Annotated in this window: 7 protein-coding genes and 2 pseudogenes; 3 read left to right on the forward strand and 6 right to left on the reverse strand. The window is 50.1% G+C overall.

Annotated features, from left to right (window positions below; genetic code table 11):
• Positions 1 to 154: 154 nt before the first annotated feature.
• Both AC5JR3_RS01880 and crtD read left to right on the forward strand, forming a co-directional pair.
• The gene (locus AC5JR3_RS01880) at positions 155 to 898 is read left to right on the forward strand and encodes an alpha/beta fold hydrolase (protein ID WP_495842479.1); all 744 of its coding nucleotides are present in this window, start codon (positions 155 to 157) and stop codon (positions 896 to 898) included.
• A gap of 131 nt (positions 899 to 1,029) precedes the next feature.
• Positions 1,030 to 2,553, forward strand: coding sequence for a C-3',4' desaturase CrtD (gene crtD, locus AC5JR3_RS01885; RefSeq protein WP_495842481.1), 1,524 nt, complete (start codon positions 1,030 to 1,032; stop codon positions 2,551 to 2,553).
• Positions 2,554 to 2,748: 195 nt separating this feature from the next.
• Here the strand turns inward: crtD and AC5JR3_RS01890 are convergent, their stop codons facing one another.
• The 5 genes and pseudogenes from AC5JR3_RS01890 to AC5JR3_RS01910 form a co-directional block, all read right to left on the reverse strand.
• Positions 2,749 to 3,528 (reverse strand): thioesterase II family protein, encoded by a 780-nt coding sequence (locus AC5JR3_RS01890; protein ID WP_495842483.1) that lies wholly within the window; start codon positions 3,526 to 3,528, stop codon positions 2,749 to 2,751.
• Positions 3,529 to 3,642: 114 nt separating this feature from the next.
• Positions 3,643 to 4,242, reverse strand: coding sequence for a Uma2 family endonuclease (locus AC5JR3_RS01895; protein WP_495842492.1), 600 nt, complete (start codon positions 4,240 to 4,242; stop codon positions 3,643 to 3,645).
• A 35-nt stretch (positions 4,243 to 4,277) separates the two neighbouring features.
• The gene (locus AC5JR3_RS01900; RefSeq protein WP_495842486.1) at positions 4,278 to 4,517 is read right to left on the reverse strand and encodes a hypothetical protein; all 240 of its coding nucleotides are present in this window, start codon (positions 4,515 to 4,517) and stop codon (positions 4,278 to 4,280) included.
• A gap of 495 nt (positions 4,518 to 5,012) precedes the next feature.
• Positions 5,013 to 5,318 (reverse strand): annotated as a pseudogene (locus tag AC5JR3_RS01905) (Uma2 family endonuclease); the annotation flags it as partial.
• A gap of 207 nt (positions 5,319 to 5,525) precedes the next feature.
• Positions 5,526 to 5,879 (reverse strand): annotated as a pseudogene (locus AC5JR3_RS01910) (PDDEXK family nuclease); the annotation flags it as partial.
• 298 nt (positions 5,880 to 6,177) lie between these two features.
• On the opposite strand from AC5JR3_RS01910, the gene AC5JR3_RS01915 reads away from it, so the two are divergent.
• Positions 6,178 to 6,747, forward strand: coding sequence for an HdeD family acid-resistance protein (locus AC5JR3_RS01915; RefSeq protein ID WP_495842488.1), 570 nt, complete (start codon positions 6,178 to 6,180; stop codon positions 6,745 to 6,747).
• Between the two features lie 96 nt (positions 6,748 to 6,843).
• Here the strand turns inward: AC5JR3_RS01915 and argZ are convergent, their stop codons facing one another.
• Positions 6,844 to 8,949 (reverse strand): bifunctional arginine dihydrolase/ornithine cyclodeaminase, encoded by a 2,106-nt coding sequence (gene argZ / locus AC5JR3_RS01920; RefSeq protein WP_495842490.1) that lies wholly within the window; start codon positions 8,947 to 8,949, stop codon positions 6,844 to 6,846.
• Positions 8,950 to 9,204: the final 255 nt, after the last annotated feature.

Raw genomic sequence — 9,204 nt, forward strand, 5'->3', positions numbered from 1 at the left:
TTTTGCCCTTCTCTCTTTTGTAAAAAACCTACACCTGTGAGGATCTCCGAGGGGGGATTAAAAGGGGGAATTGCAATTCATGCAAGAAATCTATTGAGCAATAACTAATGCTTGGCGATCGCTTACTGCTGTCAGAGAAGGAAGGAAGACTGTGATGTTTAAGATGCCGGATATTCTGTGGTTAAATACTAGTCCTAGTTGGCAGCACTTTGATAATCCTTTGATTCGTTACTTATCTAGGCAAAGAACGCTCAGCCATTGGGAGTATAACCAAACTCAGGATGAAGCGAGTTCAATGGCGATCGCGGTTGAACTCTTGCACGACTACTTCAAAAACCACAACCGCCCCATGCACCTCATCGGTCATAGTACAGGGGGACTTTTGGGGCTACTGTATGCACGTCAACATCCTGAGCGCGTCAAGTCTTTAACCCTACTCGCCGTAGGCGCACAGCCCGCCATTGACTGGCAAGCCCACTACTATACCCGTCGCCTACTCTTGCCGTGCAGTCGCCAGATTGTCTTGGCGCAGATGGCGCAAGAAATGTTTGGGTATCGGGATCAGAAAATGACTAAAGCCATAATCAGACTCCTAGAGCGAGACCTCGTTTCCTCCCCCTGCGAACACTCCCTGTTGCAACGGGTAAGCGTACCTGCGGGAGGAGTTGGCGTCCCCCTCATGGTCTGTGGTAGCAAAGATGACAGCATCGTTGACACTAATGCCTTGCAGGGCTGGCAAAGCTGGCTAAAAGAAAGCGATCGCCTCTGGGAATCTCCTCAAGGGCGGCATTTTTTCCACTATTTCCATCCCCAGCCAGTCAGCGAACAAATTCTACAGTTTTGGAACTCCCTCCCCCAACCAGATAGCGAGACAGCCCCGCTTTTTGCCTCTTCTTGAAGATTGACCGCTTAAATAGCCGCGCAGCGTCCTCTGCGTTCAAAACAGCCAGTCTGTGGTAGACCTCACCGATCAAAGACGGCAACAGAACTACAATTGTGATAGAGGAAGTTAAGAAATGTAAACAAGCCATGCCAAATCGCCAAGGCAGCAAAGGTAAATCGCAGATGATCATCATTGGTGCAGGGATTGGGGGATTAACCGCTGGAGCCTTACTTGCCCGTCGCGGCTATCAAGTACAAGTAATCGATCAAGCCCTTGTACCGGGAGGATGCGCCTCAACCTTCAAGCGTCGCGGCTTTACCTTTGATGTCGGAGCAACACAGGTGGCGGGATTAGAACCGGGTGGCATCCACAAGCGAATTTTCGATCAATTAGAAGTTGGCTTACCAGAGGCGACGCCTTGCGATCCGGCTTGTGCGGTTTATCTTCCTGAGGAAACAGAACCGATCAGTGTTTGGCGCGACCCCCAAAAATGGGCAGCAGAAAGACAACGGCAGTTTCCCGGTAGTGAAGCGTTTTGGCAATTATTGGCGACGTTATTTAAAGCCAGTTGGAAGTTTCAATCCCGCGACCCCGTTTTACCGCCCCGTAATTTGTGGGACTTGTGGCAGCTAGCTGCGGCGGTGCGTCCTGATACCTTGATTACCTTACCCTTTACCTTAATGACGGTGGGGGATGCCTTGCGGGGATATGGGTTAGAAAATGACCTGCGGCTAAAAACCTTCCTCGACTTGCAACTAAAGCTTTACTCCCAAGTCGATACCGAGGAAACAGCCCTGCTGTATGCGGCAACAGCCTTGGGGGTTTCCCAATCACCCCAGGGTTTGTATCACCTCCAGGGTAGTATGCAGATTTTAAGCGATCGCCTCGTCGAAGCCTTGGAAAAATACGGCGGTAAACTGCTGATGCGCCACACCGTTGAGCAGATTCATACAGAATTGGGGCGCGTTACAGGAGTCACTACTCGCAACCAAAAAACAGGCGAAACCTGGAGAGAACCCGCCGACAACGTCGTTGCCAATGTCACGGTGCAAAACCTCATGCAACTTTTGGGCGAAGCCGCCCCACAGGGCTACAAGCACCGGGTGGACAAACTTCCTCCGGCTTCCGGTGCCTTTGTGATTTACCTCGGCGTTGACGAAAGCGCGATTCCTCCCGGATGTCCTCCCCACCTGCAATTTCTCTACGACTACGACAGACCAATTGGGGAAAATAACTCTCTGTTTGTCTCCGTCAGCAAACCCGGTGATGGACGCGCCCCGGTAGGGAAAGCCACCCTGATTGCCTCATCCTTTACCGATACCCGGATGTGGTGGCGCGGTTCTCAGGAAGATTATGAAGCGCTGAAGCAGAAGTATACCGCAGAGGCGATCGCTCGTTTGGGTCAATACTTCCACCTCACCCCAGAAACGATCATTCACCAAGAAGCCGCCACCCCCCGCACCTTCGCCCGCTTTACCGCCCGTGACCAAGGTGTTGTCGGCGGAATTGGGCAACGGATTCCCACCTTTGGCCCCTTTGGCTTCGCCAACCGTACTCCTATCAAGAATCTTTGGCTCGTGGGTGACTCCACCCATCCCGGCGAAGGTACAGCAGGAGTCAGCTATTCAGCCTTAACAGCAGTACGGCAAATTGAGGTATCTGAGGCGTAGAAGCATTACCCCGCCGCCGATGCAGCATCAGTTTAGATCAGACCTCTTGCAAAAATGTACCAGACCCCTCCCCAACCCTCCCCTTAGTAAGGGGAGGGGGCAAGATTTCAAGTCTCCTACCTTAGTAAGGGGGGATTAAGGGGGGTCTATCCAACGGGATATGCATCCTGAGGCATATCCGGCGATCGCCCTCGTCTATCGCAGACCGCCTACCCCGTCGGTAATCTGCTGCAGTTTTTGAGAAAGGAACTGCAACAGCAGGGATTGAGCTGAGTGCAGGAAGAAGTGATTACCCTTGAGCATTTGTAGTGAGAATTCAGCCGTAGTCTGCTCTCGCCAAGCTTCTAGCGCCTCGCAACTGACCTCCCGATCCTGCAAACCACCGAAAGCGGAGATGGGACAATCTAGGGGCGCTTCGGGAGCATAAGCGTAAGTTTCGAGAACGGCAAAATCTGCCCGGAGAGTCGGAATAAGTAGCTGCATCAACTCGGAATTGTTTAACACGGCTTCCGGCGTACCGTTGAGGCGACGCAGTTCCTCCAGAAACTCAGGTTCTGGCAGGTCATGGATAGGTGACTTGTCAGCGGGAATTTGAGGAGCCTGACGACCAGACACAAATAGGTGTAAGGGATTCAGGCTATATTCTCTGCGGAGTAGACGGACTAGCTCAAAGCTCACCAACCCACCCATACTGTGACCAAAAAAGGCGAACGGTTTGTCTAGGTAAGGCAAAAGAGCGGGGGCGATCGCCTCAATCAGGGGCTTAATCTGAGTCAATGGCGGTTCTTTTAACCTAAATCCTCGTCCCGGCAATTCCAGGGGACAAACCTCAATCGTAGGCGGTAAGCTATCTGACCAGGTACGAAAGCTCAACGCTCCACCCCCAGCATAGGGAAAGCAGAACAATCGTAGCTTAGCTTGAGGATTGGGACTACGGCAGGTAACGCAGGTGTTGAAGGTTGGGGTAGTTTTCATTGTTTGCTGTTATCTTGGGCAGCCTACCTTAACTTCTTTGCTAGGCATCGTAAATTGTAGTGTCTTCTGATGGCATCGGGAGTAACCAAGTTTGGTTTATTCCCGCCTACTTACTTAGCCCCAAACTTCTGTTAAATCCAAGACAAACCCCGGTAAAACATCTTCGCCTGACAAAGTACTCGGATTATCCAGCACTTCCACATCCTGATGCCGATAAATCTCTACTTTTCTATTTTTCCGGTCAATCAACCATCCCAAACGAGCGCCATTTTCCCGGTATTCCCTCATCTTGGCTCGCAGGGGTGAGATGTTGTCACTTTCAGAACGCAGTTCTAGCACAAAGTCAGGACACAGAGGAGCAAAACCTTTTCGTTGTTCTGGGGTGAGTGCATCCCATCGTTCTTGACGCACCCAAGCCGCATCGGGAGAGCGATCGGCACCGTTGGGGAGGTGAAAGCCAGTAGAGGAGTTAAACGCCTTACCTAGTTTAGTCTGGCGATTCCACAACCAGAGTTGCCCTTCTATATCTAAGTTTCTATTTCCAGTTTCACTTCCCGTTGGCGGTATCACAATTAACTCTCCGGTTGCAGTACGTTCGAGTTGTAAGTCTCGGTTAGCCAGCGCTAGTTGAACGAACTGCTCGTGGGTGACACAGAGTCCGAGGGTTGATGGAATATTGACTGCAATAGCCTGGGAGGAGTTGGCTTGTACCATCATTCTTTCCTCAATTGGAAGCTTTTTTGGCGGTTCTACAGGTGGCAAGCTGCTCCTTGGCGTTGAAAATGACGGACGTGTAACAGGTTTACATCAACGTCATTTGAGATCTGCCCCTCATTTTCTTGCTGCCCTTGTAGCCAATCGCACAGTACCACCTCTGGCAGTAGAGGCAGAATTTGTTGCTCTCCCAGAGGGACATGTTGACTTTTTTGTGTCAACTCCTTCAAACTCAATTGAATGTAGTGACGATTGGTGAGCGCAAGCTCTGTCAACGCTGGCTTACTGAAATTATAAAATCCCAACATGATAATGGGGAACTCCTGCTTCTAACAACTCCTGCTCTGTCCAATGCATGCGCTTGTTAGCCCTCATTCCCACGATTGCCTTTTTCAAATGCGTGTACAACGAAAGTTGCTTGGACTACTACAACTCCTAGAACCGTACCTCCAAGAGCTACCATAGTCTGAAATCTTCTAAGATCGTGAAGTCTTTCTGTCTCAATACTTGAAATCAGAACGCGATCGATATTGAGTTGCCACTTCGCTGCGTTCGAGTCCATAAGAAAGCTCATCGGCAAACTAACGGCGTAGCCAAGAACCGTAAATGCCAGAGCTGTTGGAATCGTGAACCTCAAGTTTCGGAAGAGCAAGGATTGCATAACTAGAAATACCCAACCTACGGATTGTTGAATCTTTTTTTATTTCAGTGCCATTTGCTTTAAGACTGTTTCAATCGCTCGTTTAGTTTCCGGCATAAACTACACCTTCTTACTTTTTACGATCTAGCTGCTCTCTCACCCTTGCCCGAAAAGTTGTCTCTGCTTCCACCTCATCCTGCTGGGCTTGTTCTAAAAAACGGTACAGCTCCTCTTTTTCAACCCAGGAAAAGGTGGGGCTGCGATCGCACTCTGTATACGATTCCCCTTGAAGCTGGTAGATGCGCCACTCTCGTCCGTTGTAGCGCCAAAATTCCGGAACCCCCATGCTGGCGTAGAGACGGTTTTTATTAATATCAGTATGAGTAATGTCCACTTCTACAACCAGATCGGGTGGGGGATCTGCCGCAAAATTGACCAAAAACAATGGGATACAAGCCCCGTTCTTCACTTCGGCAAGGCTCAGTGACCATTAGGACGGCTTCTGTTAAATTCTGTTAAAATTGGAAACAAGTCGCCATAGGGCATTGGGAGACTTTAAACGAACGTGGAGGGATGGTAAGACTATTTCGGTAGCACAACCCAATGAAGCGTTAAGGAATCCTCTCTCCTTTAGGAAGAGGAGGTATGTCAAATGACGACCCGCAACTTTAGGCTGGTTTTGAATATAGTAAGCACAATCAGGTTCGGAACCCCGTTCTAGTTCTTCTCGAGCCATCGTGGTCGAACCCATTGTTTTGATCTTCATGCCCATCTCTACAACCAGAATCCGCACAAAAAGCTCAATTAAACGCAGAGCAAATTCGTGGTCTTCTAAGGGCATAGTGATTTCTAAGGTTCCGCGATCGTAAGTGAGGCGAGCAGCGCGGGTTTGCGGCAGAGCGTGCAGAATTTGCTGATAGGCTTGCCACGTTAGACCACGCAAGGTAACTCGCTTTTCACCAATCGGTTGAATATCTGCTTGTGCCGCTACAACCATATCTTCACCATTGCCTACTTTTGTAGTTTTTGCCTTTGTTGATCAGGCGATCGCCAGCCATGTCACCTGATCAAAATCAGTGGTATTCGTCACCTGTTGCTGAAGAGTTGGGGCGATCGCACGGTGAACCCATACTCTTCAAAATAAACTCAGCGATCGCCATGCCTGCAATGTGATGATCAGCACATCAGTCGTTAAAGTTCCGTTGGGGAAGGCTCTACCTTAGGGTTCTACCAAGTTTCTGAAAGATTTTCTAGCCTTGTCGTAGAGTTTACGAAAGTATAAGGAAAAAATTTATATGACAACTGACATTTCTCCTAACCTCAACAAAGCTACTGATAAGTCGCTTTGGATTGGTGTTCTGCTGATTGTTTTGGGGATTGTGGGGATTGTGTTGCCTGTGGCTTCGACAATCTTTGCTGAGACTTGGTTTGCTTTGATCTTAGTTTCTTCGGGAGCTGCCAAGCTGTTTTATGCGTTTCAGACTCGCGATCGCGGCGGCTTTGTCTGGAAGCTGTTGTTGAGCATCCTCTACATTGCTACAGGTGTAATGTTGTTTGCTTACCCCTTAAAAGGTGCGCTCACGCTGACTCTGTTGCTCGGTAGCTTTTTGCTGGCGGAAGGAGTATTTGAGCTAATTTTGGCATTCCGGTTGCGTCCGCAACAGAATTGGACATCGGTGCTGGTAGACGGCATCCTTACCCTAGTGATCGGCGGAATCATTTGGTTCCAGTGGCCCTTCAATGCACCCTGGATTATCGGGACGCTGATTGGTGCGAGCATTATCTCTACGGGCATTTCGCGGGTGATGCTGTCATTGAATCCACGTTCTACCCCGAATCAGCCTGACCAAGCTGCTTCAGCCTAAAACGGCGTCTGAGATCCCCGACTTTTAAAAACAGTAAAGGCTGCCTATAAAGTAGATTTAGGGCAGCCTTTGCTTTGCGTTCAAAACGTTGAGAGTCTATTGGATGTAATAAGGACTGGTCAATTTATCCAACTGCTGCACTAGCAGACTGAGGAATAAGCCAACATCGGTAACGACGCCAACGGATTCAATCGAACCGCGATCGCTTAATTTCGTCACAACCGCAGGATTAATGTCCACGCAGACCATCTTCACACCAGAAGGGGTCATATTACCAACACCAATGGAGTGCAGCATGGTAGACAGCATCAAAATCATGTCTGTCCCTGTGAGCAAATTGCTGTATTCTTCTTGCGCTTTAATTAAGTCCATCTGCGTATCGGGAAGAGGCCCATCATCACGGATGGAACCAGCGAGAGCAAAGGGGACGTTGTTTTTCACGCACTCGTACATCACGCCTTTGGTGATTACCCCCTCCTCTACCGCTTTAGCGATGCTGCCGTAGCGGCGGATGAGGTTAATCACTTTTAGATGATGGCGATGGCCGCCCCGTACAGCAACGCCGCGTTTCATATCGACACCGAGAGAAGTTCCCATCAGAGACTGCTCAATGTCGTGAACGGCGATCGCATTTCCTCCTAGCAACGCCTGCACGTAACCGTCGCGAATCAACCGTGCTAGGTGCTGGCTGCCTCCGGTATGAATCACAACTGGGCCTGCTGTAACGACCACTTTGCCGCCGCGATCGCGAATTTGGCGCAGTTCCCAGGCGATTTGCTCAACCACTAACTCAACCCGGCGTTCGCTGGAAACCCCAGCACCCATAAAGCTAAATTCTTGGGTATTGCGCTGATCGCGAAGTTCTGGCTTCCGGATGGTGCGAATCCCTTCGATGCCAACGACCACCTGTTCACTATCTTGCAAATCACGCAACAGCTTGCAACGAGCTAGCAGACCTGTGGGAGTTTTGCTAATCGCGATCGCTCCATCCATCCGCTGCTCTTGCACTTTAATCCACTCTCCCGCCACCCGTACCTCAGTGGGATAGATGGTGGTGACGTAAAAATCATCCGGAGCCACACCGTTTTGCACCACAGGTTCTAAATGGGCATCACAAACTTCTTGCGGCGGGGCAACTGCACCCAGATCGATCAGTTGCGTCATCAATTCTTCCATCACTTCATGGGAAGGTGCGGACACCTTCACCTCAGCCGTGGAGGTACTTTGCCGCTGTACTCCTAATTGAAAGTTGAGGATTTGGAAACTGCCACCACCTTCTACTACCAAATCCAGTGCCCGATTCAGCAAGCCAGAATCGAGTAAATGCCCTTCCATGCGAAAGAGGCGGCTATCTACCTGGGTATTGGCATGGATTTCCATTTGTACGGGTTCTGTTACCCGTAACGTCAGGCATTTGGCGGCACCCCCGGCTTTGAGAAACTCCGTCAGTGGCGTCTCAACCACTTCAAACCCGACGGCAGAGAGGCGCTGCTTGAGGTTGTCGCTAGCTTTATTCATCACCACAACCTGCTCCACGTTCACCGAGTTACAGGCGAAGTTCACCGCATCCGCTTCCTCAATCGCGATCCGCTTCTCTTGAGGCACCCGCATTTCAATCAAGCGGTTGGAGTAGGCATCAAACGCCGGGGGATAGTAGAGCAAATAACCGCCAGCCAAGGGACAGAAGCAGGTATCTAGGTGATAAAACCGCTCGTCTACCAGCCGCAGCGACACCACCTCAATATCCAGCCATTTTGCTAGGTAGGGGTGGGAGTCGAGTTCCGAACGGAAGCCGTAACCCGCCCACAACCAGCGTCCTTCCCGGTCTAGTAAGGCGTCACCTGCACCTTCAAAGGGTAAGTCTGGGGGAAGTTCGTGGACAGTGTAGCCTTGGGACTCAAACCACTGTTTAAAATAGGGTTCTTCCCCTTGACGCTCTTTGTGATAGAAGCGGCTGAGGACAACAGTTTTGCCTAAGACTAAACCCGCATTGGCAGTGAACACCATATCGGGCCAACCCCGTTGCGGTTCAACCAAGTCAACCAGGGTATGTTCTTTGAGAACGTGGAAGAGTTTTTGCCACTGTTCCACCGCGCGATCGCGTGAAGACTTTTTGATATTGCCTTCCATCCAGGGATTAATCACATAATCCACTTCGTAATGGTCAGGCGCACACATAAGAAAGCGAATCGAATCAGTCATAATCAAAAGATGGTGAGATAGACGCTCGAAAGCCTTTGCAGACAGACCATGATAGCAGGCACGGCAATTTAACTCTGTTTGGTATTTAACAGTCTTTGAAGTATGAAGGGTGAAGTATGAAGGATGAAAGAGGTTATCAGTTCTTTTCCTCTCCCCTGCTCCCCTGCTCCTCTGCACCCCTGCTCCCCCGCACCCCCGCACCCCTGCCTCACAGGTGTAGGTTTTTTACAATCAAGCGGAGTTGAAGAAAGTCAC

It is taken from the genome of Kastovskya adunca, assembly GCF_059505785.1.

Coding starts and splice junctions, on each gene's coding strand:
- AC5JR3_RS01880 (WP_495842479.1), top strand. CDS start 155: ATGTTTAAGATGCCGGATATTCTGTGGTTAAATACTAGTCCTAGTTGG.
- crtD (WP_495842481.1), top strand. CDS start 1,030: ATGCCAAATCGCCAAGGCAGCAAAGGTAAATCGCAGATGATCATCATT.
- AC5JR3_RS01890 (WP_495842483.1), bottom strand. CDS start 3,528: ATGAAAACTACCCCAACCTTCAACACCTGCGTTACCTGCCGTAGTCCC.
- AC5JR3_RS01895 (WP_495842492.1), bottom strand. CDS start 4,242: ATGGTACAAGCCAACTCCTCCCAGGCTATTGCAGTCAATATTCCATCA.
- AC5JR3_RS01915 (WP_495842488.1), top strand. CDS start 6,178: ATGACAACTGACATTTCTCCTAACCTCAACAAAGCTACTGATAAGTCG.
- argZ (WP_495842490.1), bottom strand. CDS start 8,949: ATGACTGATTCGATTCGCTTTCTTATGTGTGCGCCTGACCATTACGAA.